Raw genomic sequence first — 23,899 nt, forward strand, 5'->3', positions numbered from 1 at the left:
GGCCGAACCCTCGGCCGGGCGTTTGCGTGCCCGTCATGGGGTTCAGCGCTGCGCGACCTGAACCACCGGCTTGTGATGGATGGTGAGCCCATCCAGCGCCCACTCCGCCTTGCTGCGGCAGGTGGTGGCGGGGACCAGCGAGCCGGTGCGGCGCTCGCGGAAGCAATACCGGTCCTGCGCGGTGTCATAGGTCACCTTGGCGTCGCCGAACCGCCCTTGGGCCTTGGCGAAAGCGGGGGTCGCGGCGGCCGAAACGGCGATGGTGGCGGCGACGACGGCGGCAACGAAAGCGATGGTCTTCATGGTCAAATTCCTTCCCTGAAACTCTGGTTGTGACCCTTGCTGGATCATGATCTCGACCTTGCAGGGGGCGTGCCAAATTCAAGAAATGGCGGTTTTCGGTCGATCCTTGACCCGCCTAACATTCATCGCCTGTAAATAATGCGACAATATGGGGCAAAATACCAAATAGACGGGAAAAATCCTGGCCGATTAGGGATGATCCGCTTTTACCCTTTTTTAAGTAAGCACGCGCAGGCTGCCGTGGCGGTCGGCCCTGGGGGTGAAACCGTCCCGCACCCCGCGCAAACAACGCAGGTCGATATGGGTGACACAATGACGCCGCAGGGCAGACTGGATGACGAACAGGGCCGCCTCGCCGCCCTGCATCGCTACGATATTCTCGATACGCCGGCCGAAGGGGCGTTCGACAAGATCACCCAAATGGTCCGCAGCATCGTGGGCGTGCCGATTTCGGCCGTGTCGCTGATCGACCGCGAACGGCAATGGTTCAAGTCGATCGCCGGCCTCGACATCGCCGGGACGCCGCGCAGCATCGCCTTCTGCGATCATACGATCCGGCAGGAGGAGCCGCTGGTCGTGCCCGACGCGCAAGCGGACGCGCGCTTCTTCGACAATCCGCTGGTCACCGGCGATCCGGGCATCCGCAGCTATGCCGGCGTACCGCTTCGCACCCCTGACGGCTATCAGATCGGCTCGCTCTGCGCCATCGACACCAAGGCGCGCGATTTCTCCCCCGAACAGCTCGCCGTCCTGAGCGGCCTCGCCCCCATCGTGGTCGAGCAGATGGAATTGCGCCTGCTGGCCGAACGCGATGCGCTGTCCGGCGCGCTCACCCGCCGCGCCTTCATCGCCGAAGTCGACAAGCAGATCGCGCTCTTCCTGCGGCACCAGCGCCCCTCCGCCCTGCTGCTGCTCGACATCGACCATTTCAAGGCGATCAACGACAGCCATGGACATGGCGCGGGCGATGAGGTGATCGCCGCCGTCGCGGATCTCTGCCGCAGCCTCTCGCGCCCAAGCGACTCGCTCGGCCGGCTGGGCGGAGAGGAATTCGGCCTTCTTCTGCCCGAAACGAGCGAAGCGGACGCGCTCGCCGCCGCTCAGCGCTTCTGCGACACGCTTGCCCGCCATGTCGTGCCGCACGATCCGCCGCTGACCGTCACGGCCAGCCTGGGCGTGGCCGCCATCGGGCGAAACCGGCTGACCAGCGCCGGCTGGATCGCCGCAGCGGACGCGGCGCTCTACGCTGCCAAGCGCGGCGGCCGCAACCGGGTCATACTGGCGCCCCAGGACACGCTGCGCGCGGCGTGATCCGGCGCTAACTGCCCGTTCCGGCGTCATGTTTTGCGTGACGCAGCTAAAACTGTCCTTTATCCTCCCACCGGGGACAAGCGAACGGGCGGGGGATTATGAAGGCGATAGCGGCATGGCTTGCAGGCGCGGCTCTGGCTGCGGCGGGGATGGGTTATGCCCAGACGCCGCCGGCACCCACCACGCCGGCAGCACCCAAACAATGGACGATCGAGGATTTCGCCGCCCTGCCGATGATGGACGCGCCGGCGCTGTCGCCGGACGGCCTCCGCATCGCCAGCCGGGTCGCCGTGGGCGGGGAGCAGAAGCTGGTCATCGCCGATATCGCCGACGGCCCCAACCGCGTCCGCGCACTGGCGCTGGGCGAAAATGACCTCAACTGGTGGAAATGGGTCAATGACGATTGGCTGATCGTCGGCCTGGGGGCGGAAACCAACGTCAATGGCTATCCCTGGTATATCAGCCGCGTCGCCGCGCTGAAGCGCGACGGCACCAAGATCAACATGATCGCCAAGAATACCGCGGCGCAGAGCGCAGACGACGTCATCTGGGTCGCGCGCGACGGCACGCCCCGCATCCTGCTCTCCTACCAGACGTCGATCTTCTACAACGAAACCGGCTTCTGGCCGCGCGTGGACGAGGTGGACGTCAGCACCGGACGGATGCACAACGTCATCACGCCGCGCGAAATGGTGCGCAGCTGGTATGCCGACGCCAGCGGGACGGTGCGGATGGGCGTGGGCTATAATGACAGCACGCGCACGTCCAAGCTGCTGTATCGCCCGGACGTGAAAACCAGCTTCCGCGTCGTCGACCGCGCCGATCGCCGCCAGGACGAATCCCTTGTCATGCCGCTGCTCTTCACGGCGGACCCCACCCGCGCCATCGCCAGCAACGACCGCGACGGCACGGATGCGCTGTACGAACTCGATCTCGGCACGCTGGAACTGGGCAAGAAGCTGTTCGAGGCCCCCGGCTTCGATCTGGACGGCATCGTCGAAGACGCGGCCGGCAGCGGCCTTGCCGGCGTCCGCTACACCGGCGATGCGGCGGCGGTGCACTGGTTCGACCCCAATATGGCGACGATCCAGGCCGATCTGGACAAAGCGGTCGGAACCCGGCGGGCGCGCATCATATCGTTCAGCCGTGATGGCCAGAAGATGATCGTCCATGTCGGCACGCCCGACCAGCCCGGCGTCTATTATTTCTACGACACGGCTGTCGGCGCGATGAGCATGCTGGCGCGCGTCAGCAGCCGCTTTCCCGGCACGAGCCGCCTCGCTCCGGTCAGGACGATCCGCTACAAGGCGCGCGACGGGCTTGAAATCGCGGCCGTCCTGACCGTGCCGGCGGGCAAGGAGCCGAAAAATCTGCCCTTCATCCTGATGCCCCATGGCGGTCCCTTCGCCCGCGATGCGGAGGAATGGGACTGGTGGGTGCAGTTTCTCGCCTGGCGCGGCTATGCCGTGCTCCAGCCCAATTATCGCGGATAGTCGGGCTATGGCACCGCCTTCGCGGAAAAGGGCGAGGGGCAATGGGGCCTTGCCATGCAGGACGACCTCAACGACGCGGTCGACTGGGCGGTGAAGCAGGGCATCGCCGATCCCAAGCGCGTGTGCATGGTCGGCGCATCCTATGGCGGTTACGCCGCGATGCGCGCGGCGCAGCGCGACGGCGGCAAATATCGCTGCGCCGTGTCCTATGCCGGCGTGTCGGACCTGTCGGCGATGATGCGCTATGACAGCCGCTTCCTCTATCACAGCAGCCGCAAGGCGTGGATGAAGGAGCAGGCGCCCAATTTCGCCGCCGTATCCCCCATCAACTTCGCCGCGCAATTTTCGACCCCCATCCTGCTGATCCACGGCAAGAAGGACCGCCGCGTCCAGGTCAGCCAGTCGCGCGAAATGGCCGAAAAGCTCAAGGCTGCGGGGAAGGACTATATCTATGCCGAACAGCCGCTGGGCGACCATCATTTCTCCCGCGAGGCGGACCGGCTGGACTTTCTGCAAAGGCTCGACGCCTTCCTGAAACAGCATAACCCGGCCTGAACGCGATGGCGGCAAGCGGTCGGCCCCTGATGGCGCTGCTGATGCTGGCGGGCTGCGGCTCTGAGGAGGCGGCACCGCCCGCGCCGACGCCGGCACGGCAAGCGCCGATCGCGGAAGCGGTCCCGGCCTCGCCTGGTCCATCCAAGGATGTGGCACCCCGCCGGGTGCACCCCGCCCCCGCATCGGACGGCCCGCCGACCGATCCCCCCGCACCGCCGCCCGCTGACTATCGCGCCATCGGCACCGAACCCTTCTGGGCCGTGACGATCCGGGGGAGCACCGCCACACTGGAACGACCCGACCATCCGCCGATGCGCTTTCAGGTCCAGCGCGACGCCGACGACCGGGCGATCCGCTATCGGGGAGACGGCTTTTCGCTCACCGCCACCGAAGGACCGTGCAGCGACGGCATGAGCGACGCTGTCTGGTCCGACCGCGTCCAGATCGCCTTTGCGGGCGGCTCGCTCAAGGGATGCGGGGGCGAGCGCGCGGAACCCTAATCGGCACGCATCGCCTCGGCGACCAGAGCCTCCGCCTCCATCAGCAGCGCGTCCTCCGCTGCGCTCTGCGCCACCTGCTCGCGGCCGATCAGGATCAGCACCGGCACCGCGAGCGGGCTCACACGGTCGAGCGTCACATGCAGCATCGTGCGTGCCGCCCGGTCGATGAGGTCGCCCAGCCGCCCGACATCGGTCATCCGCGCCCGCGCGTCGGCCCATGCCGCTTTCAGCAGCAGATGGTCGGGCTGATATTTCCGCAGCACGTCATAGATGAGGTCGGTCGAAAAAGTGACCTGCCGGCCTGTCTTGCGTTTCCCCGGATGCTGCCGCTCGATGAGGCCCGAGATGACGGCAACGTCGCGAAAGGCGCGCTTCAGCAGGCTCGACTGTTCGACCCAGTCGATGAATTCATGGTCGAGAATGTCGGCCGAAAAGAGGCTCTTGGGGTCGGTCACGGGCTTCAGCCCATAGACCGCCAGCGCATAGTCGTTCGCTACGAACCCCAGCGGCATCAGCCCTTGGGCGTCCATGCGGCGGGTCAGCAACATGCCGAGCGACTGGTGCGCGTTCCAGCCCTCGAAACTGTAGCAGAGCAGATAGTGGCGCCCTTCGTGCGGGAAGGTCTCGATCAGCAGTTGCCCCGGCTGCGGCAGGGCGGAACGGAGCTTCTGCATCTCCAGCCATTCGCGCACATCCTGCGGAAAGCGGTGCCATTCGCCCGGTTCGGCCAGGAAATGGCGGACGCGGTCGGCCAGCCGCGTCGACATCGCCATGCGCGTACCGCCCCAACTGGGGATGCGCGCCTGCTTGGAGGTCGCGCGCACGAGGAGGTCGGTCGTGTCCATCCGCACCACCTCCAGCGCCGCGCCGGAGAAGAAGAAGCTGTCGCCCGGCCGCAACTGCGACGCGAAGCCCTCCTCCACCGTGCCGAGCTTGCGGCCATTAGCGAAGCGGACGTTGAGCGCGGGCTGATCGACGATGATGCCGGCATTCAGGCGATGCTGCTGGATGAAGCGGGGGTGAGAGACCCGCCAGATGCCGTCTTCCTCGTGCGTCAGCCGCTTGAAACGATCATAGGCGCGCAGCGCATAGCCGCCGCCCTCGATGAAATGCAGGACGTTGGCGAACGCCTCCTCCGTCAAGGCGCTGTAGGGGGTGGCGGAGCGGACCTCCGCCAGCATCTCTTCCGCGCGGAACGGGCCGGCGCAGGCCAGGCCCATGACATGCTGCGCCAGCACGTCCAGGCTGCCGGGGCGGAAATCGTCGGCGTCGCGCTCGCCCGCCTCCACCGCATCCAGCGCGGCGCGGGCCTCCAGATATTCGAAGCGGTTGCCGGGGATCAGGATCGCCTCGCTCGCCTGATCGAGCCGGTGGTTGGCGCGGCCGATCCGCTGGAGCAGGCGCGAGCTGCCCTTGGGCGCACCCATCTGGATCACGCAATCGACATTGCCCCAGTCGACGCCGAGGTCGAGGCTGGCGGTGGCGACGAGCGCGCGCAGCCTGCCCGCCGCCATCGCCGATTCGACCTTGCGCCGCGCCTCGATGGACAGGCTGCCATGGTGGATGGCGATGGGCAGATTCTTCTCGTTCGCCTGCCACAGTTCCTGGAAGATGAGTTCGGCCAGGCCCCGCGTGTTGCAGAAGACGAGCGTGGTCTGCCGCGCCTCGATTTCCGCCATCACCTGTTTCGCGGCATATTTGCCCGAATGGCCGGACCAGGGCACACGCCCTTCGGGGATGAGGATCGCGACATTGGGATCGACGCCGTCCTCCCCCAGCACCGGCGCCACCGTGTCGATGTCCCCATCGGGCGCGAGCCACGCGCGATAGGCGTCCACATCGGCGACGGTGGCGGACAGGGCGACTCGGCGCAGCGCCGGGTTGATCGCCTGTAGCCGCGCCATCGACAGGCTGAGCAGGTCGCCACGCTTCTGGGTGGCGAAGGCATGGACTTCATCGACGATCACGGTCCTGAGCCGGTCGAACAGCAGGGCGGCGTCGGGATAGCTCAGCAGCAGCGACAGCGATTCGGGCGTGGTCAGCAATATCTGCGGCGGGCGGACCCGCTGCCGCGCCTTGCGGTCGGACGGCGTGTCGCCGGTGCGGGTCTCGACCTGGATGGGCAGGCCCATCTCCTCGATGGGGGTCAGCAGATTGCGTCGCACGTCGACCGCCAGCGCCTTCAGCGGCGAGACATAGAGGCTGTGCAGCCCCTCGGCCGGATTGCGGATCAGGTCCACCAACGTAGGCAGGAAACCCGCCAGCGTCTTGCCCGCCCCGGTGGGCGCGACCAGCAGCGCATGGTCGCCGCGCTCGGCCGCGTCCAGCATCTCCGTCTGATGCCGGCGTGGCCGCCAGCCGCGCGCCGCGAACCAGTCGTCGAGGATGGAGGGAAACGCGGCCATGACAGGGATGTAGGGTCCGCCCGGCGCGCTGTCACCGGCCGGGAAAGGACATCGGAACAATGATGCGGCAAAAGGACATAATATTTCAATCGCCCTCTGGCCCCTCCGCCTGCTCCTGCGTTAGACTGGGCCATCAGGAGCGGCGCAGCAGACGCCGCCATCCCAGCAGGAGAAATGACATGACCGGCGAAACAGAAGCCGACCTGACCGGCGCCGAACCCGCGCGCAACCGCCGCCGTCCCAAGGCGCCCATCATGGAAATTGACGGTCGCAGGCTGAAACCCGCGACGCTGATGATGGGCCATGGCTATGACCCGACCCTGTCCGAAGGCTCGCTCAAGCCCCCGATCTTCCTCACCTCCACCTTCGCCTTCGACAGCGCGGCGGCGGGCAAGCGCCATTTCGAGGGCGTGACCGGCATCCGCCCCGGCGGATCGGAGGGCCTCGTCTATTCGCGCTTCAATGGCCCCAATCAGGAGATTTGCGAGGATCGCCTCTCGGTCTGGGAAGAGGCGGAGGATGCGCTGCTCTTCTCCAGCGGCATGTCGGCGATCGCCACCACCTTGTTGGCGCTGGTGCAGCCGGGCGACGTGATCGTCCATTCAGCGCCTCTTTATGCAGCGACCGAATCGCTGATCGGGCGCATCCTCGGCAAGTTCGGAGTGCAGTGGCTCGATTTCCCCGCCGGCGCGACTGCGGAGGAGATCGGCGCGGTGATCGAGAAGGCGAAGGGGCTGGGGCGCGTCGCCTTGCTCTATCTCGAAAGCCCCGCCAACCCGACCAACGTGCTGGTCGATCTGGAGGCGGTGGCCGCGCGACGCGACTCGCTGTTCGCGGGCGAAGCGCATGTGCCGCCGATCGCGATCGACAACACGTTTCTCGGGCCGCTCTGGCACAAGCCGCTGACCCATGGCGCGGACCTCGTCATCTACAGCCTCACCAAATATGCCGGCGGTCACAGCGACCTCGTCGCTGGCGGGGTGCTGGGCGGCAATGCGCTGATCAATTCCATCCGCCTGATGCGGAACACCATCGGCACGATCCTCGATCCCCACAGCGCCTGGATGCTGTTGCGAAGCCTGGAGACGCTGGAGTTGCGGATGAGCCGGGCGGGCGAGAATGCGGCCAAGGTCTGCGCCTGGCTGCGGGACCAGCCGCAGGTGGAGAAGGTCGTCTATCTGGGCTTCCCGGAGACCGATCGGCAGGCCGACATCTACCGCCGCCATTGCACCGGCGCGGGATCGACCTTCTCGCTCTATCTCAAGGGCGGGGAGGCGGAGGCGTTCGCCTTCCTCGACGCATTGAAGATCGCCAAGCTGGCCGTGAGCCTGGGCGGCACCGAAACACTGGCGAGCCATCCCGCCGCGATGACGCACCTGTCCGTGCCGGCCGAGCGCAAGGCGGCTCTGGGCATCGGCGACAATATGGTGCGGATCTCGATCGGCTGCGAGGATGCGGACGATCTGATCGCCGACTTCGCCCAGGCGTTGCGGCAGGTGGGTTGAGCGATGGAGCGGCCCTTGCTGATGGTGGGGCAGCCGTTGCTGGCCCCGCTGCTGCCGATGCTCCAGCCACGCTACGACGTCATAGCGCTGTGGGACTCGCCCCCGGCCGAACGCCTGGCGATGGTGGAGGCGCTGGTGTGGGCCGGCGAGTTTCCGCTGGGCCGCGACCTTGTGGATGCCATGCCGCGCCTGTCGCTGATCGCCTGCTTCACCGTGGGCTATGACGGGGTCGACCTCGATCTGGCGCGCAATCGGGGCATCGCGGTCGCGCATGGCGGCGCGGCCAATGCGCAGGATGTGGCCGACCATGCCATCGGCCTGATGATCGCGCACAGGCGCTGGATCGTGGAAGGCGATCGCCAGTTGCGGAACGGCGGCTGGACGATCGAGGCCAAGACGCGGACTCGCTCCATGAGCAGCGCGCGGCTCGGCATCGTCGGCATGGGTGCGATCGGCGTCGCCATTGCCGAGCGCGCGGCGGCGATGAAGATGGCGATCGCCTGGTGGGGGCCGCGCGACAAGCCGGAACTCCGATGGCCGCGCGCCGAATCACTGCTGGCGCTGGCGGGGGACAGCGACATACTGGTCGTGGCCGCCCGCGCCGACGAGCGTAATCGCGGGATGATCGACGCGGGCGTTCTGGAGGCGCTGGGGCCGGACGGGCTGCTGGTCAATGTCGCGCGCGGGCAGTTGGTGGACGAGGCCGCGCTGATCGCGGCGCTCGAAGACGGCCGGCTGGGCGGCGCGGCGCTCGACGTGTTCGATCCCGAACCGACCGATCCGGGGAAGTGGGCGAACGTCCCCAATGTCGTGCTGACCCCGCATACCGGCGGGGCGACGCATGAGGCGGTGGCGCAGCTGGCGGCAACGCTGATGGGCAACCTCGCCGCGCATTTCGCGGGGGATGTGCTGCCATCGCCGGTGCGGCAGACCGTCGGATGCGATTCCAGCTAGTCGCGCTCACACCCATCAGCGATGCGATTACCGCATCCTGTAAAACCGATGACGATCGCGCTAGGGCATGTGAAAAATGGTGCTGCCGGTGAGGATTGAACTCACGACCTCAGCCTTACCAAGGATCGAAAGCGACATTTCCGTTAGCCGCCCAAAACCAGATTTCATTCTATATTCCTCAATATAACAGTCTCTTATCCTGATGAAACCGACCTGAACCTATCCGAAGCTATCCGATCGTGCGATTACCTCATTATTACTTTTCTCCTGGCGCCCGATGACGTAATATCAGGCTCGGAGGTAAAGTGCGATGCCCGGTAAGCTGACAACCCATATGATCGAGAGCGCGACGGTGCCCGCGACGGGTCAATCGTTCCTTTGGGATGGAGAACTGAAGGGCTTTGGCGTTCGGGTGGGATCGACCGGCGTGAAGTCCTATGTGCTCCAGTACCGCAGCCCGGACGGACGCCTGCGGCGCAGTGTATATGCGCGCTTCCCGGTGTTCTCGGTCGACCAGGCACGGAAGGAAGCGATCAGAATGCTTGCTGACGTGACGCGGGGTGTCGACCCGGCGGACGTCAAGGAATCGAAGCGGACGGCGCCTACGATTGGCGAGGTCTGCGACTGGTATCTGGAGGAGGCCGAAGCCGGTCGCCTTCTTGGACGCAGGCGCCTGCCGATCAAGGCCTCAACGGTTAGGATGGAACGGAGCCGCATCGATCGGCATATCCGCCCGCTCATCGGCCACCGTAAGGTGAACGGGCTGAAGCCGGCGGACATCGAAGCCATGCAGGCCGACATCGCGACGGGCAAGAGCGCGGCCGACAAGGGCAAAGGCCGGGGACGAAGGACGACGGGCGGGGGCGGCGCGGCCTCGCGCGTGATCTCCACTCTTCATTCGATGTGCGAGCATGCGGTTCGCCTGGGTATAATCGATGCCAACCCCGCAAAGGGCGCGCGGAGGATGGCCAGCAATCGCCGTACGCGGCGATTGAGTGCGATCGAATTGGGGAAGCTTGGTGCAGCCATGCAGATCGCCGCCACACGCGATGAGAATCCGACCGGCTTGGCTGCGGTTCGCTTGATCGCGCTCAGCGGGTTCCGGCTTTCGGAGGCGCAAGAAATCGAGCGCACCTGGGTCGATCCCGAAAGGGCGGCCGTGCATTTCCCCGACACGAAGTCCGGCGCACAGGATCGGCCGGTGGGCAAGGCTGCGCTGGAGGTGCTGTGCGCCCAAAGCGAGATTGCCGGCTGTCCGTTCGTATTCCCGTCGGACTACGGCAACAGTCACTACAAGCAGGTTCCGGACGTCTTGCAGCGTCTGTGTATCGCTGCGCGGATCGAAGGCGTGACTCCGCACACGCTGCGTCACACGTTCAGCAGCGTCGCGGGCGACATGGGCTATTCGGAGCTCACGATCGCCGCGCTGCTTGGACACGGGAAGCGCGGGGTAACGCAGGGGTACATTCATATCGAAGAGGGGCTGCGCGAAACGGCGGACAAGGTCGCCGCGAAGATTGCGGACCTGCTCGACGGTCGTGCCAGCAGCGTTCGCGACAATGACCGGAATGATGTTGAACGGGCACTCGCCGCATGAACCCCGCCGACCGTGGAGCGCGCCGAAGGCATCCCAAGCCTATCCGGCGGCTTCTGGGCGGCGCGCTTTGGCAATCTGTTGTGGCGTGATTACCGCGATTCCGGTAGAGCGGATGGAGGGGGAACTGATCCGTTCGCGCTCGGACCACGCTCTTGGATCGCGCAAGAAAGGAGCGCTGATGTCTACAAAGCAGATCGTCGCGCTGCTGAACTCCCATGTCGAGGGAGATGAAGAGCAATTTCTCTCGATCGCGCTTCAGATTGCGGCGCAACAGGCGCGCCAGGGCAATGAAGAAGATGCCAACCGGCTGAAGCGGCTGGTTCAGAAGGCTCGCGAGCGGACCGCCGGCGCGCCTTCGGGTCAGACGCCGATCCCGCTCGCGCGGCCGCGCGGCGAGCTGCAGGGCCTGGTCGAAAGCATCTATCCGAAGATCAAACTCGACAGCATGGTCCTCGCTGACGAGGTGCTATCGCGCCTGCAGCGGGTCGTGCGCGAACAGGCCGAGCGCACGACACTGCGTGACCACGGCCAGATCCCCGCGACGCACCTGTTGCTGGTGGGACCGCCGGGAACCGGCAAGACGATGACGGCATCGGCGATCGCCGGTGAACTCCGGCTGCCGTTGTTCACCGTGCGTCTCGAAGCCCTTTTCAGCAGATTCTTTGGTGAGACCGCGGGTAAGCTTCGCCTGCTTTTCGATCAGATCGCGCAGATGCGCGGCGTCTATCTTCTCGACGAATTCGACGCGATCGGCGCGCGGCGCGGTGATCCCAACGATGTCGGCGAGATCCGCCGCGTGCTGAATTCGGTGCTCTCCTTCATGGAGGAACCCAACGCGACAGACAGCATCGTGATCGCCGCCACCAACCACGTCGAGATCCTCGACAAGGCGCTTGCGCGCCGATTCGATGAGGTCGTCGAATATGTGCCGCCGGACAGCGATGCGGCGCGCAAGATCCTGACCCGCCGAATGGGGAAGCTGCGGCTCGCTGCCAAGGCGTGGTCGTCGATCGGACCGCTGACCGAGGGTCTGAGCCAGGGCGAACTGGTGCGGGCAGCGGACTCGGTCGTCAAGGATGCCATTCTCGAGGGTGCGACGAGCATCGCTCCGGATAGCCTGAGGCGTGCGCTTCAGGATCGCCAGTCGTTCCAGCGGCGCTTCCATCGCTAGAAAGACATCAGAACCACAGCGAGGACCGTCGACTTTTACCGCGAATGACTGAAGTGAGGGGGCAATGCCCAACGGGGATGGAAACGGGGGCCACAGGCTCCCGCATATCGAGATCACGCGCTGGCGAGAAAGCGCTCAGTATGTCTACCCGCGCATGCGCCGTGATCAGCGCGATCGGCGGGAGGACCATCACGAGCACGCGGAGGTGTTGCTTGAGCAACTGACCCGCGCTCTTGGCGAACTGCCCCGACGCGATCAGGATCAACGTATCGCGGTCGATGGGCTTAAGCGTGGAACGCTGGTCGAGGTCGAGACGATGGTGCCGACCGCTCGGGCGAAGGCGACCAAGACGCCGCCGCTGGACTTCCCCGGGCAGGAGATCGTCGTCCTACGTTCTGAGCGCAACGAGAATCGCACGGAAACAGCAGTGGTGTTCGTGCCGGACGACGCGCGCGCCTTCCTGCAGAATCGGATCAGCGCTTATGGGTCCGAGAATCTCGGCAACCAGCCGCGTCCGGACGTCGACAAGTTCGAGGTCATCGAAACGATCCGCGATGCTTTGGGGGCGCTCGCTTCTGACAGCAGCACCGGATGATCAGGATGAGCGTGGGTGGTGGGAGCTTTGGCTTCGCCGGCCGGACACACAGCGGGCCGATCTCATAGCGAACGCCGTTGTCGAGGGTGTCCGTCGCGCCGGCCTCGACGTCCATCCCGAGCGGCTCACCTTTCCGGACACCGCGATCATCTTCGCGCATGGCAGCCAGAATGAGATTGTGGGGATCGCGGATCGGCTGAACGGCGCTATCAGCGAAATCCGTCCGGCGGCGGGCAGTATCGAGCCGTTTCTCGATCTCGGCGAGAATGGCCTCGGGCAGCAGGCGCTGGTCGAGGACTATGCGGCGCGGGTCGATCCGCCCGCGGATGGCGCGCCCGTGGTCTGCGTCATCGATAGAGGCGTTGCGGCCGGGCATCCCCTCGTTGCCCCGGGACTGGCGGGTGCATGGTCCGTCAACGATGCCTGGGGCACGGACGATCATGCCGGTGGCGGCGGTCACGGCACCGGTATGGCGGGACTCGTGCTGCATGGCGATCTTGCGACGCCGATGGCGGATGGCCGGCGCGTCCAGCTCGGCCATGCGGCTGAGTCGGTGAAGTTCTTGCCGCCGGCAGGGTTCCCGCCGAACGAGCCCGCTCGATACGGCATCATCACCCAATCGGCTGTGGCGGTGGCCGAGGTGGAGCGGCCAAATGTGCCGCGCAGCTTTTGCATCGCTACGTCTTCCGATCATTTCGACCCGGACGGGCCGTCGAGCTGGAGCGGTGCCCTCGACCAGATCTGTGCCGGCGCGATGCCCGGCGAGCGGTTGGATGGGGTTGCCGCCAAGGACCATCCCAAGCGGCTGGTTTTCGTGGCGACCGGCAACATCGCGGGCGGCATGAAGGCGGATGTCGAGCAACATCATTCGCTCGAAGATCCATCACAAAGCTGGAATGCGCTCTCGGTCGGCGGATACACCGCCAAGATAGGGCCCTCGGCCGACGATCCTGAACTCAATCCGCTGGTGGCGGCGAATGAGAAGAGCCCGTTCAGCCGGGGATCGAAGCTGCTTCCGGTGGACTTGACCCCGATCAAGCCCGAGGTGCTATTCGAGGCGGGCAATATGATGGTGGATGCGGGTGGCTTTTGTGGCTGGCATCCTGCCGTGTCGTTGCTCACGTCGGGCAAGGACGTTGCCGCACAGCCGCTGGTGCCGTTCTGGGCAACGAGCGCCGCGACTGGGGTCGCCGGAAACTTCATCGGTCGGTTGAAGGCTGGGCTACCGGAGCGGTGGCCCGAGACCTACCGAGCGCTGACCGTCCATTCGGCGGAATGGCCGCAGCCGATCCGGTCGAAGCTCGTTGGCCGCGGCCGCAGCTGGCGCACGATCTCGAAGGGTGAAAAGCAACAAATCATCCGCGAGGTGGGATACGGCGTTCCCGACCTTGGGCGAGCGCTGGCATCGGCATCGAATGATGTGACCTTGCTCGTGGAGAGCGAGATTCAACCCTATGCGCTCGGCGCGGACGGCCGCGGCGCGGTGTTCAACGAGGTCCATTTCTTCGCGTTGCCCTGGCCGCGTGCCGCACTCGAGGCGCTGGAGAATGCGGCCGTCGCGATGAAGGTGACGCTGTCCTATTTCATCGAGCCCAATCTAACGGGACGGGCGGCGACGCGGCCAGATACCTATCGCTCTTTCGGGCTGCGGTTCGCGATCAAGAAGCGCACCGAAACGGCGGCCGACTTCCGGCGGCGGTTGAGCAATGCGCCGGGCGAGCGCGCTGAGAATGACGGCGAGGCGGATTATTGGCTGCTCGGCCCCCAAGCGATGCAGGCCGGGTCGCTGCATTGCGACCTTTGGCGCGGTCCTGCCATCGATCTCGCCGCGCATGACCAGATCGCGATTTTCCCCGTCGGGGGCTGGTGGAAATCGCATGTCGGGCAGCGGCGGATTAGCGATCGGGCGCGCTACACGTTGGCGATCTCGATTTCGGCGCCCGATCAGGACGTGGATCTTTATTCCGAGATTGCGGCTGCGATCGAGGCACGGGTCGCAGCCGAGATAGCGGTAGGTGCCGCGCCTGGAGAGGGATGATCGCGGCCGCCGTCATGGCGTCGATATGGTTCGAGCGGTGCCGCCCGCGCGTCGTCGGCACCGACTCCGCAAACGCCCGCGATAATTTTTTGGGGGCGACCTTCCCGTTTTCCCGTCGAGCTCCGCAACGACATCGAAAGGATGGTGCGAGCAGCCCGATGGCCGATGCGGTTGAAACTCTCTCCCTAGAGGAGGTCGGACGGGTTTTGGGCAGGCTTCGCCAGGCCGACCTGCTGCGACTGGCTGCGCTTGCGCAGACCTGGGTGAGCGGATTGCCGCGTCGTGACGCCGGGGACCTACTGAACGAAGCGCTCGCACGCATCCTTTCCGGGCAGAGACCTTGGCCGGCGGATGTCCCGCTTTCGGCCTTCCTGTCACAGGTGATGCGCAGCATCGCCAGCCAATGGCGGCATGAGGATACCCTCCGCACCATCCAATCGAAGCGCGACCGGAAATACGTCGGCAGCGGCTGTGACCGGGCTTACCTCACCGTAGGAGGTGCCCTCCAACCTCGTCCGTCTCATGGTCGTTGGGCCGAGCAAGCGCTGCGACCGAAGCGGCGCGCGAGATGGCTTGAGACGGATGCGGCATACATCCGTTGCCGCGAGGCCGTAGGGCTGTGGTAGCGCCTATGTGTTGATTTCCGGTGAGATTTGACCCGGGATTTCCATCGAGAGTTGACCCGGGTGGGTACTATGTCCCGCGATGCGGGGACTGGGTCAAGCGGGCGATTTTTCCTTTCAGGTTTTGGGCGCTGCCGAGCTGGCTCGGAACCGGAAGCTGTCGTTTCCGGTCTCGAGGATGTGGCAATTATGGGTGAGCCGATCGAGCAGCACCGTGGTCATCTTGGCATCGCTGAGCACCCCGGCCCATTCGCTGAAGCTCAGGTTGGTGGTGATGATGACGCTGGTGCGCTCATAGAGTTCGCTGAGCAGGTGGAAGAGGAGTGTGAAACCTTGCGATCAAGTCGTGCGATTTATATAACGGTCATGACCCAGCCAGCCCCCTCTCCCCCCACGGGCAACCCCCTCGACCAGTTCCTGTGCTTCTCCGTCTATACGACGGGCCTTGCCTTCAACCGCGTCTACAAGCCGCTACTCGATCCTTATTGCATCACGTATCCACAGTACCTGGCTCTTGTGGCGCTAAGCAGCAAGGACGGTCAAAGGGTGAGCGAACTGGGCGAGACCTTGCACCTCGAATCGAACACCCTCACCCCGTTGATCAAGCGGCTGGAAGCGGCTGGCCTGGTAACGCGCACGAGGGACAAGCAGGACGAGCGCGTCGTCCGCCTCAGCTTCACCGCATCGGGCGCCGCCTTGGCAGAGACAGCACTCGGTTGCGTTCCCGCTGCCGTGCTCAAAGCGACCGGAAGGGACCGTGCAAGTCTTGAGAGCTTGAACAAGGAACTCGCAGCGCTGGGCAAGGCCCTGCGCAAGAATGCTGCGAAATAGCAAGCGGCCCGTCCGCCCGTCCGACATGGCGCAAGACCATGGCTAGATGCCGTAATGGGCCTCGCGGACCATGTCCGCCTTGCGTTCATCAGACGTTCGTCCGGCGCGCCAACTGTTCGGCGCAAACCAGCAGATCGAGCGTGAGTTGGCCGAAGAACTCGCCATAGGCTTGGCTGGCCCTACCTACGAGCGCCTCAGCATACTTTCGTTCCAGCAAAGTCGCCAGCTTGAACTGTGCCAGGATCATGTAGTAGTCGATGCGGTCGATGGGTAACCCAGTCTGTTCGTGATAAGCTTCTGCCAGATCTTCGCGCGAGGGATAGAACGAAGGATCGAACAGATTGGCTGGTGGCGGAACCCCAGCTGGATCGCGCGGAGCGAAACAATGGATCGTCCAACCAAGATCCAGTAGCGGATCACCAATGGTGGAAAGTTCCCAGTCGATCATTGCGGCGAGTCGACAGGGCGTGGTCCGCGAAAACAATGTGTTGGGAAAGCCATAGTCTCCGTGGATGATGCCGATGCGCGGGCTTTCAGGAGTGTTGGCGCTGAGCCAGTCAGCGACATAGTCGTAGCCGGGGAGATGGCGCCCCGCATAGCCTTCGGTATCATGGTACATCGCCAATTGACCCCGCCAGCGATCAACTTGACGCGCGAGAAAATTGCCTGGCTTGCCAAAATCCGAAAGGCCGACGGCGTGGTAATCCACGCAGGCCAGATCTGCTATCCCGCGCACCAGTTCGAAGGCCATGCCGGCTCTCTCCGGTCCGGCCCTTTCGAATGGTTCCGGAAAGGGCGCGTCCCCGTTGGGTGTCCAGCCGTCGACAAAGCTCATTACATAGAACGGGCTGCCGATGACATCACTGTCGGGGCACCAACCCCACATCTCGGGGGCCGGTACACCAGTACCGTTAAGCGCTTGGAGCACGCGTGCCTCTCGTCCAAGGATCTTGGCACTGTCCGGCCTGGGGACGCGCGGTGGACGGCGCAGCACGCCCGTGTCGCCACCCCGGCTCACGCTGTACACTGCGTTGCTCGACCCACCGGTAAGGAAGCGGAGGTCGAGAGGGCCATGCCCCAACCGTGGCACATGCTGGTCGGCCCAGGCTTCGAATCGGGGGACGTCGACGAGGTCGAGCATGTTGCCAAAACCCATTTTTGCCATATTCATGCTTTGGCCTCGCCTTGTTAAAAATTGGGTAGATAACTGTCTAATGAAGTTTGATCAATCTGATCTGTCGCATGGCGCTCCGGAGGTCCCTTCGACACGTCAATCTCAGAAGGAGGCCACGCGGCGCAGCCTCCTGCGGGCGGCGCGAGCCTGTTTCCTGACCGACGGCGTCACTAAGACCAACTTTGACGACATTGCAGGCCGCGCGGGCGTCAGTCGGGCGACGGTCTACCTGCATTTCTCCAGCAAGGAGCAATTGCTGATGGGCCTCCTTGAGGAAGACTGGGCCGTCCAAGTCCAGTTGTTTGAGGGGCTTTCGGGCACGGCCTGCGCAGCAGAAGATTTCGCCCTTTGGTTGAGGCAAGTTAGCGAACGCTACCGCGCGCGAAGCCCGTCAATGGGGCTTTATGCTTTGGCTTTGGCGCAGAATCCTGAAATGTCGGACCTGATCGATCGACAGCGCCAACGGCTGGTGGCCGCACTCGGACAAAAGTTCGCTGCATTCGCTTCGGCCGACGGCGCCCCGCCGGATCGGTGCGTGGATGCGGAATTCATGGTGATCCAGATCGAGCATGTTTGCCTGATGGCCGCTCGGTCACGGTGGGTTCATGCGATCGATGCCGGGATCACCCTTGTCAGCCAGCGCCTCGCGGCGTTCGTTGCACGGGGATAAACCGTGGCGGCGCGGAAATGAAACCCTGATGTCCTTGCTCTCGAGCGCAACAGGGGCTCGGGCCTGGCGGAGCAACACACCAGCGGCTTGCTCGATGCCCTCTACATGGCAGCCTATCCGAGACCGACGGCCGTCGACCCGGCCTTCGCGTGGCGTCACGCCGGATTGATGGTGAGCACCGTCACCCGGACCGCGGTGGACTGGTGTATCCTCCGGCGCTGACGTACTCAGCGTGAGGCAGTCTTGTGGGCAGGCCCATTGGCAGGAGCGCTGATGTCCCTAGTCGGCGCCGAAGTCGTGAAAGTCGAGGGCCGCCATCGCCTCGATGGCGCGCGCGCAGGCGATCCTAGATACTTCGATGTGCTGAATGGGCAAAAGCGATCGGTCGTGTCCGACTTTCATGATCAGGAGGATCTGGCGCTGTTGCAGGCGCTGATCGATCAAGCCGATACCGCGATCCAGGCCAGCCGACCGCCTGCACTGGCTCGACTAGAGATCGATGCACGCTCGGTCGCGGCCCGAGGCCCCGGGGTGAACGCAATTCCTGCTGGACAAGGGCGACCAAATTAGACAATTGTCTAGTCAAGTCACTTGGGGACGGCACGAGACAATGATCGACTTTACGCTTAATCCCGATTTCGCCGCCAAGCTCGAATGGGTCAAAACATTTGTGGCAGAAAAAGTGCGCGCGCTCGATGCGCTGTATCCGGAGCATGGCGCGCCGTGGAATCCCCGGGATATGAAGGCCATGCGGATTGTTCGCCCGCTTCAGCAGGAAGTTCGTGCACAGGGTCTCTGGGGTGCGCACCTTCCGCCTCATTTAGGTGGACCGGGATGGAACGCGGTCGAGCTGCTGCACCTGAACGAAATTCTTGGGGGCACTGTCTGGGGTCCGACCGTGTTCGGCTGTCAGGCGCCAGACAGCGGCAATTCCGAAATCCTTGCCCGCTTCGGTACGGACGAACAGAAACAGCGGTATCTAAGGCCGCTGCTCGAGAACGAGATCGTCTCCTGTTTTTCCATGACCGAGGTGGAAGGCGGATCCGACCCCACCCAATTCCGCTGCCGGGCTGAACTTGATGGCGATACCTGGGTCATAAATGGCGAAAAGTGGTTCTCGTCCAATGCGCGATTTGCCGAATTTTTCCTCGCAGTCGTGGTTACCGATCCGGAGGCGGAACTTTACAAGCGCATGTCGATCCTGATCGTGCCGCATGACACGCCGGGGCTCACGATCCTGTCCAACCCCGGCCTGCCCGGCGAACCTTTCCCGGAAGGGACTCATGCCCATCTGCGCTATGACAACGTGCGCGTTCCCAAGGAGGCCCTGCTGGGACCCCGTGGCGGCGGTTTCATGGTCGCGCAGGCGCGACTTGGCGGCGGGCGCATTCACCATGCCATGCGGACGGTTGGGATGTGCCGCCGGGCGATCGAAATGATGGCTGCCCGGGCCAATAGCCGCGTGACCAAGGGCGAAATGCTCGCCCGCAAGCAACTGGTTCAGGTCGATATAGGCCAATGCTGGATAGAACTGGAGCAATTTCGACTGCTGGTGATGCGCACCGCTTGGATGTTGGACAACCACATGGAAAAGGAAGCCCTGCCCTGGATTGCCGCTTGCAAGGTGGCCTGTGCCCAAGTCTCGCATAACATCGTGTTCAAGGCGATGCATCTGCTCGGCTCGCTGGGCGTCTCGAACCAGACGCCCTTGGCGGGCATGTGGTCTTCCGTGTTGGCCATGGGCATGGCCGATGGCCCGACCGAGATTCACCAGATGTTTGCCGGCCGGGCAGTGTTGAAAAAAATTCCAGGATCGACGGGGCGGTTCCCCGAAGATTTCATCCCCCATCAACGTGCGAGGGCTGTGGCCATGTGGGGCGAACGCGACGATGTCGACGCTGCCGCATTCAACGGCCCGATGTCCGTCTGTTGAGCTGAAGGATCACGGCTCGCGGGAAGCGACGTTCAGACCATTGGTGTAGAGCGGATCCTCCGGGGCATCGTCGGTCCAGCGCACGGAACCGAACGGACGCTCTAGCAAGCGCCGGACGCGCACGTCGGATCCAGCCTTGAGGTAGCACCGTGACGACCGCTGGATCTCCACTTCATGGGGCGTATTGCGATCGCGCTGGCGCAGATAGTCGTGCCAGGTCGGGCACTGAAAGCGTTCGATCCAGAGCTCTGCGTCCCCGATATCGCGAGCAATCGACCAGTCATATGCACCGTTGCGCTGACGCACCGAGCGCAAGGCCTGCATTACGCGGTAAAAGTCGCGGGCCTGCTCTGCTGGCACGTCATATTCGATCTGCACGACAATCGGCCCTGACCGCCCAGTAAGGTCGAGATTGACTTCCGGCTCCGACAGCTTGACCGGATCAAGGCTCGCATTGCTGATCGATGGCAGGGGCAGCAGGCGCCCGAGCAGCAGGCTGACGGCAAGGTAGAGTGCGGCGAGCAGCAGGCCGTACTCCACCGACAATGCCTCGACGACCCGCCCCCAGCCCCAGCTGCCGAGGGCCACTCCTCCGGCGACCGAGGTCTGATAGGCCGCCAGCAGGCGTCCGGAAACCCAGCGCGGAGCCGAGGACTGGACGTGAACATTGCACAGTGCCAAAGCCACCATCCACCCCGCACCGGCGACGAGCAGGCTCGCGGCAGTAAGGACAGCCGAAGTGCTGGTTGCGACAACGACGATTGATCCGGCAAGGGTGATCGTGGACAGAGCGATCACCTGTTCGGCGGTGCAGGTCTGCCGCAAACGGTTCAGCCCGATCGCCCCTACAACGGCACCCAAGCCATAAGCCCCCAGCATCACGCCGAAAACCTGCGCTCCGCCGTGCAAGAGATCGCGGGTAACCAGCGGCATCAATGCCGAAAGGCAACTTCCCCCGAAACCAAAGCAAAAGGTCCTGACCAGCACGATTCGAATTGGCGGAGAGTGAAGGACGTAGCGAATTCCCGCGCTGACCGCCCTATCGATCCGTTCAGGCGGCAGACGCGAAGGCACGCGCGGCCGACGCCAGAACAGCATGACAGTGAACAGCGGGACGTAACAGATTACTGTAGCTGCGAAACTCGCCGAGGCCCCGGCAACTGCAACCACCAATCCGCCGAGCGCCGGTCCGAAGCTGCGCGCGATGTTGAAGCTGATCGAGTTAAGTGCGACCGCCTGCCCCAGAACCCGCCGCGGCACCTGTTCGCTGACCGAAGCCTGCCATGCCGGATTAAACAGTGTCATGCCGGCGCCGGTCAGCGTGCAGAATCCAAGCAACAACCAGGGGGAAGCCAGACCAAGCGACGTGAACACCGTCAGTGCGGCTGCCGAAGCCATGGACAGAGCTAGGGAACACAGGCCGATCCGCCGACGATCGTACATGTCTGCGATCGCGCCGGCGGGGATGGACAGCAGGGTCATCGGCAGCATCATGGCCGTCAACACCAGTGCGACCATCCCCGCATCTGCGGTAAGCGAGGTCATCTCCCAGCCGGTTCCCACCGAAAGGAACATGTAGCCGAGGTTCGACAATACGCTGGCAACCCAGATTCGCCGGAACAGTGGCACCTGCAGGGGCGCAAGGAAACCTGGCGCCCGCTCCTCCGACGCTATGCTTTCGTTCATTGGGTCAACTTCCATTCGCCAAGCATTGTGCGCTGTTCAGCAAGTGCGGGCAAAGGTCCAGCAGGTTTATCCAGACGACGTCAACGAAGACTATCGGTCTAAACAGGATCTAAGTGCATCACCGCAGCGTGAATGGCGATTTGACAACTTCCGAACGGTCCAGCCGCGACAGGCGATTGCCGATCTGGGTGTACTTGTAAGAGTTCCGCACCGCTGCCAGGTAGGGCATGTCGAGAGCTTCCCACAGGGCCCGGACAGTTCCCTGGGTTGCCACCGTCGGTTTCTCCGCGATCTTTGCAGCCAACGCCCGGGCGGTGGGCAGAAGCTCTTCACGGGGCGTCACCTGAGACACCAGTCCGATGCGCAGTGCGGTTTCGGCGGAAATTCGTTCATCGTTACCCATCAGCACCATGCGAATGATGTCGCCATATGGCATCCGGTGCAAAGCGCCGATAGGCTCACATGCCGAGACCAGGCCGAAACTGACGTGAGGGTCGAAAAACTGCGCGTCGTCGGAGCAGATGATGATGTCGCACTCGTTCAGGATGTAGAACGCACCCCCGGCGCAGAGGCCGTGGACTGCCGCGAGTACCGGCTTCCAGACGAGGTTCTGTTTCGGACCCAGTGACTCGCCAGGATCACGCTCGTCGAAAGGCATGTCCGGGTATTCGTCGATCGAATCGATCACGTCGACGCCAGTGCTGAATGCTCGGTCGCCTTCTGCTGCAACGACCGCGCTCCTGAGATCCGGATCTTGCTGGAACAGATGCCAGGCCGAGCGCATTTCATCCAGCATGCGCTGATTGAAGCTGTTCATCCGCTGGGGACGGTCAAGGGTTAGCGTGAGGACACGATCTTCACCTTTTTCGTAGCGGATCGTCTCGAACTGCGAGGCTTCGTAGGTCTTCATGGGCATCCTGCTGGGGAAAATAGGACGGATCGGCTGCGAGCCTTGGCGGCTCAGACGTCAGCACCATTGGCGGCTTCTGGCGCGGTTTCGCGGAAATTGAGTTCGAGCACAACTCCGTTGGGGTCGCAAACAAGTATCTGGGTCAGGCCGAGGCGGGGAAAGCTAACCTCGCGGAATGGAACACCGCGGTCGGCAAGCCTGCTGCGCGTAGCGGGAAGACCATTGCAAGCAAACGCGACATGATCGATCACACCGGAGCCGCGCCGATCGAGGTCGACCGGTGGGCCGAGATCGCCTAGCCGAGCGGAGATGCGCGCTATCTCCCTTTCGCGCTGACTGCAGTCGAGCCGGACGACGTGGACAACGGGAATGTCTGTTTCATCATAAAGCCATGCACCGGCCCCGGGCTTGCCGGGAAAGGGACCGGACCGCAAACCCACCACGTCTTCGTAAAACGCGATTGTTCCGTCGAGATCGAAGGTGCGCAGGTTCCAGTGTTCCAGCCGGGGCATTTGTCAACCGCTCCGCTTCGTCAGTCTTCGATGATTTCGATTGCCCGCTCCGGACAAGCCCGGGCACCGCGTTGGGCCAGGGCTTGGTCTACCGCATCGACTTGCGTCTCTTGCATGGCGATGTAACCATCGTCATCGAGTTTGTAGATTTGGGGAGCCACTGCAGCACAGCGTGCATGACCCGTGCAGCGGCCAGGAACGATCCGGATTCTCATTGCGATATCCTTTTCTGATGTGGCCTCGCCAGCAAGCCATTGATCGAGGCAATCAGTGCGGCCGGCTGTTCCAGCATGATGTGATGGTTCGCGAGGGGAATCTCCACCGGCGCACCGCAGTCCGGCATGTGATGCAGGAAGTTGGCGATGTTCTCGGCAGTCATGAAGCTGCTCTCGCCGCCGTAGATGAGGTCAACCGCCAGGGGCTTGAAGCGCATTTCGTCAACCATGCCCCAACGGTCCACCGGGTCGATCGTTTCGGGATCGAATTTCCATCTCCATCCGTCCGAACTGCGCGCTACCGAGTGCGATGCGACATAGGCAAGAATATCGGGATCCAGCCCCGCACTCGGCGGAATCAGCCGATAGCGGGAAACCGCCTCCTCGTGCGTGGGGTAGATCCGTTTCTGGCGGCCGGGCAGATGCTTGCCGGTATGCTCGCGAAACACCCGCGCATCGATCGCAATCACCCGCTCGAACAGGTCGGGAAAGTGCAAAGCTGCGTAGAGTGCAGGCGTTGCGCCGAAACTGTGCGCGACCAGCACGACGTTCCGAAGACCGGCATGGCGCGCCACGCCAGCCAATTCGCGCGCATACTGCGGGCGGGAATAGGTCGGCCGCCTGGCGCTGTCACCCATACCCGTGAAGTCCAGCGCCACCACGCGAAAGCGGGCGGCGAAGCTGGGCGCGATATGGTCCCACCAACGCGCATGCGCGAGCGCGCCGTGGACCAGGATCAGGCCCGGCTTGTCCGTCTGATCAAGGCCCCAGGCGCGATAGCTGACTTGAGCACCCTCGACGTCAACATTCCTGACTTCGGCCTCCTGCCTCCAGGCCTGATCAAGCCACGCCTGCAGCCCGCTCCTGTTTGCAGCGGGTTCCGAGCCCGACGGAAGCACCTTATCCATGGCCGCACAC

Annotated in this window: 21 protein-coding genes and 2 pseudogenes; 14 read left to right on the forward strand and 9 right to left on the reverse strand. The window is 64.0% G+C overall.

What is annotated here, in order from left to right:
- Window positions 1-42: 42 nt before the first annotated feature.
- Window positions 43-303, reverse strand: a complete 261-nt coding sequence (locus tag ACETPF_RS10410) for a hypothetical protein (RefSeq protein WP_373934406.1) — start codon at window positions 301-303, stop codon at window positions 43-45.
- A 300-nt stretch (window positions 304-603) separates the two neighbouring features.
- Between ACETPF_RS10410 and ACETPF_RS10415 the strand changes: the two genes are divergently transcribed.
- The 3 genes and pseudogenes from ACETPF_RS10415 to ACETPF_RS10425 all read left to right on the forward strand — a co-directional run bounded on the left by ACETPF_RS10415 (window position 604) and on the right by ACETPF_RS10425 (window position 4,162).
- The gene (locus ACETPF_RS10415) at window positions 604-1,614 is read left to right on the forward strand and encodes a sensor domain-containing diguanylate cyclase (RefSeq protein WP_373934407.1); all 1,011 of its coding nucleotides are present in this window, start codon (window positions 604-606) and stop codon (window positions 1,612-1,614) included.
- Window positions 1,615-1,712: 98 nt separating this feature from the next.
- Window positions 1,713-3,662: pseudogene (locus ACETPF_RS10420) on the forward strand (alpha/beta hydrolase family protein).
- A 5-nt stretch (window positions 3,663-3,667) separates the two neighbouring features.
- Window positions 3,668-4,162 (forward strand): membrane-like protein, encoded by a 495-nt coding sequence (locus tag ACETPF_RS10425; protein WP_373934408.1) that lies wholly within the window; start codon window positions 3,668-3,670, stop codon window positions 4,160-4,162.
- Here ACETPF_RS10425 and ACETPF_RS10430 read toward each other — a convergent pair.
- Entirely contained in the window at window positions 4,159-6,567 is a 2,409-nt protein-coding gene (locus ACETPF_RS10430; RefSeq protein ID WP_373934409.1) for a ligase-associated DNA damage response DEXH box helicase, read from the reverse strand. The genes ACETPF_RS10425 and ACETPF_RS10430 overlap by 4 nt on opposite strands.
- A gap of 179 nt (window positions 6,568-6,746) precedes the next feature.
- Between ACETPF_RS10430 and ACETPF_RS10435 the strand changes: the two genes are divergently transcribed.
- From ACETPF_RS10435 to ACETPF_RS10465, 7 genes are all read left to right on the forward strand, one after another.
- On the forward strand, window positions 6,747-8,072 hold the full coding sequence (locus ACETPF_RS10435; protein ID WP_373934410.1) for a cystathionine gamma-synthase family protein: 1,326 nt from the start codon (window positions 6,747-6,749) through the stop codon (window positions 8,070-8,072).
- A gap of 3 nt (window positions 8,073-8,075) precedes the next feature.
- A complete protein-coding gene (locus tag ACETPF_RS10440; RefSeq protein WP_373934411.1) occupies window positions 8,076-9,026 on the forward strand; it encodes a 2-hydroxyacid dehydrogenase in 951 nt (316 codons plus the stop codon).
- Window positions 9,027-9,336: 310 nt separating this feature from the next.
- On the forward strand, window positions 9,337-10,623 hold the full coding sequence (locus tag ACETPF_RS10445) for a tyrosine-type recombinase/integrase (RefSeq protein ID WP_373934412.1): 1,287 nt from the start codon (window positions 9,337-9,339) through the stop codon (window positions 10,621-10,623).
- Between the two features lie 85 nt (window positions 10,624-10,708).
- Complete coding sequence (locus ACETPF_RS10450; protein WP_373934413.1) at window positions 10,709-11,794, forward strand: AAA family ATPase; 1,086 nt, start codon at window positions 10,709-10,711, stop codon at window positions 11,792-11,794.
- Window positions 11,795-11,858: 64 nt separating this feature from the next.
- On the forward strand, window positions 11,859-12,389 hold the full coding sequence (locus tag ACETPF_RS10455) for a hypothetical protein (RefSeq protein ID WP_373934414.1): 531 nt from the start codon (window positions 11,859-11,861) through the stop codon (window positions 12,387-12,389).
- The gene (locus tag ACETPF_RS10460; protein WP_373934415.1) at window positions 12,349-14,427 is read left to right on the forward strand and encodes a S8 family peptidase; all 2,079 of its coding nucleotides are present in this window, start codon (window positions 12,349-12,351) and stop codon (window positions 14,425-14,427) included. Before ACETPF_RS10455 ends, ACETPF_RS10460 begins: the two co-directional genes overlap by 41 nt.
- Complete coding sequence (locus ACETPF_RS10465) at window positions 14,424-15,053, forward strand: hypothetical protein (protein WP_373934416.1); 630 nt, start codon at window positions 14,424-14,426, stop codon at window positions 15,051-15,053. The genes ACETPF_RS10460 and ACETPF_RS10465 overlap by 4 nt, the downstream gene beginning before the upstream one ends.
- A 114-nt stretch (window positions 15,054-15,167) precedes the next feature.
- Here ACETPF_RS10465 and ACETPF_RS10470 read toward each other — a convergent pair.
- A pseudogene (locus ACETPF_RS10470) lies at window positions 15,168-15,383 on the reverse strand (ATP-binding protein); the annotation flags it as partial.
- 33 nt (window positions 15,384-15,416) lie between these two features.
- Between ACETPF_RS10470 and ACETPF_RS10475 the strand changes: the two are divergent.
- Window positions 15,417-15,881, forward strand: a complete 465-nt coding sequence (locus ACETPF_RS10475; protein WP_373934540.1) for a MarR family winged helix-turn-helix transcriptional regulator — start codon at window positions 15,417-15,419, stop codon at window positions 15,879-15,881.
- Window positions 15,882-15,969: 88 nt separating this feature from the next.
- Here the strand turns inward: ACETPF_RS10475 and ACETPF_RS10480 are convergent, their stop codons facing one another.
- On the reverse strand, window positions 15,970-17,052 hold the full coding sequence (locus ACETPF_RS10480) for a phosphotransferase family protein (RefSeq protein ID WP_373934417.1): 1,083 nt from the start codon (window positions 17,050-17,052) through the stop codon (window positions 15,970-15,972).
- 43 nt (window positions 17,053-17,095) lie between these two features.
- Between ACETPF_RS10480 and ACETPF_RS10485 the strand changes: the two genes are divergently transcribed.
- The 3 genes from ACETPF_RS10485 (at window position 17,096) to ACETPF_RS10495 (ending at window position 19,658) form a co-directional block, all read left to right on the forward strand.
- Window positions 17,096-17,725: a TetR/AcrR family transcriptional regulator gene (locus ACETPF_RS10485; protein WP_373934418.1), complete on the forward strand. Its 630-nt coding sequence runs from the start codon at window positions 17,096-17,098 to the stop codon at window positions 17,723-17,725.
- Window positions 17,726-17,968: 243 nt separating this feature from the next.
- Window positions 17,969-18,295, forward strand: a complete 327-nt coding sequence (locus ACETPF_RS10490) for a CoA transferase (protein ID WP_373934419.1) — start codon at window positions 17,969-17,971, stop codon at window positions 18,293-18,295.
- Window positions 18,296-18,335: 40 nt separating this feature from the next.
- Window positions 18,336-19,658 carry an acyl-CoA dehydrogenase family protein gene (locus ACETPF_RS10495; RefSeq protein ID WP_373934420.1) on the forward strand — a complete coding sequence of 441 codons (1,323 nt, stop codon included), beginning with the start codon at window positions 18,336-18,338 and terminating at the stop codon, window positions 19,656-19,658.
- 9 nt (window positions 19,659-19,667) lie between these two features.
- Here ACETPF_RS10495 and ACETPF_RS10500 read toward each other — a convergent pair whose 3' ends face one another.
- The 5 genes from ACETPF_RS10500 to ACETPF_RS10520 all read right to left on the reverse strand — a co-directional run bounded on the left by ACETPF_RS10500 (window position 19,668) and on the right by ACETPF_RS10520 (window position 23,889).
- Complete coding sequence (locus ACETPF_RS10500; RefSeq protein ID WP_373934421.1) at window positions 19,668-21,344, reverse strand: MFS transporter; 1,677 nt, start codon at window positions 21,342-21,344, stop codon at window positions 19,668-19,670.
- A 118-nt stretch (window positions 21,345-21,462) separates the two neighbouring features.
- Complete coding sequence (locus tag ACETPF_RS10505) at window positions 21,463-22,254, reverse strand: enoyl-CoA hydratase/isomerase family protein (RefSeq protein WP_373934422.1); 792 nt, start codon at window positions 22,252-22,254, stop codon at window positions 21,463-21,465.
- Between the two features lie 50 nt (window positions 22,255-22,304).
- Window positions 22,305-22,766, reverse strand: a complete 462-nt coding sequence (locus ACETPF_RS10510) for a VOC family protein (RefSeq protein ID WP_373934423.1) — start codon at window positions 22,764-22,766, stop codon at window positions 22,305-22,307.
- 20 nt (window positions 22,767-22,786) lie between these two features.
- Complete coding sequence (locus ACETPF_RS10515; RefSeq protein WP_373934424.1) at window positions 22,787-22,981, reverse strand: ferredoxin; 195 nt, start codon at window positions 22,979-22,981, stop codon at window positions 22,787-22,789.
- Window positions 22,978-23,889, reverse strand: coding sequence for an alpha/beta fold hydrolase (locus tag ACETPF_RS10520; protein ID WP_373934425.1), 912 nt, complete (start codon window positions 23,887-23,889; stop codon window positions 22,978-22,980). The genes ACETPF_RS10515 and ACETPF_RS10520 overlap by 4 nt, the downstream gene beginning before the upstream one ends.
- Window positions 23,890-23,899: the final 10 nt, after the last annotated feature.

The sequence above is a fragment of the Sphingobium agrisoli genome (assembly GCF_041877245.1).
GTDB lineage: Bacteria > Pseudomonadota > Alphaproteobacteria > Sphingomonadales > Sphingomonadaceae > Sphingobium.